The sequence below is a fragment of the Desulfovibrio psychrotolerans genome (assembly GCF_013340305.1).
GTDB lineage: Bacteria > Desulfobacterota > Desulfovibrionia > Desulfovibrionales > Desulfovibrionaceae > Halodesulfovibrio > Halodesulfovibrio psychrotolerans.
Map to the genome: position 1 here is coordinate 1 of NZ_BLVP01000012.1, position 602 is coordinate 602.

General features: G+C 49.0%; 1 protein-coding gene. It reads left to right on the plus strand.

Features of this window, described 5'->3' with window-relative positions; translation table 11 throughout:
- On the plus strand, positions 1-572 hold a 572-nt coding region (locus HUV26_RS13380), incomplete at its 5' end, for an IS3 family transposase (RefSeq protein WP_174410653.1).
- Positions 573-602: the final 30 nt, after the last annotated feature.

Below are 602 nucleotides of genomic sequence, written 5' to 3' on the forward strand. Positions count from 1 at the left end.
TTGTAACGACGGATTCAACCCATTCAGAGCCAGTGGCTTCAAATATTTTGAATCGGCAGTTCACGGCAGTTGCTCCTAACAAGGCGTGGGTGACGGACATCACCTATCTCAAAGTCGGAAGACGGTGGCACTACCTTACGGTCTTTATTGATTTGTATTCACGGCTTGTTGTGGGATGGGATCTCAGCGATTCACTGGAACGGCACTCCGTTATACACGCCTTTCAAAAGGCAATCGTGCGTCGCAGGCCTGCTGCCGGACTGGTGGTTCACAGCGATCGTGGCATCCAATATGCGAGCAAGGATTTCAGGGTAAGACTCAAGCAAAGTGGCTGTATTCAAAGCATGAGCAGGAAGGGCAACTGCTGGGATAATGCGGTCGCCGAGTCGTTCTTCCACACACTTAAAACGCAGTTTATACGGCATCATAAGTTTTTGACCCGTTACGAGGCAGAGTTGGCTTTGTTCCAATACATCGAAGCCTACTACAACCGCAGGAGACGGCATTCATCAAATGGCTGGATGTCTCCGGCAGAATACGAAAACAGTCAGGCATATCAAAAAGTGGCTTAACCTGCTCTCCACAAATATGTAGCAGGATCA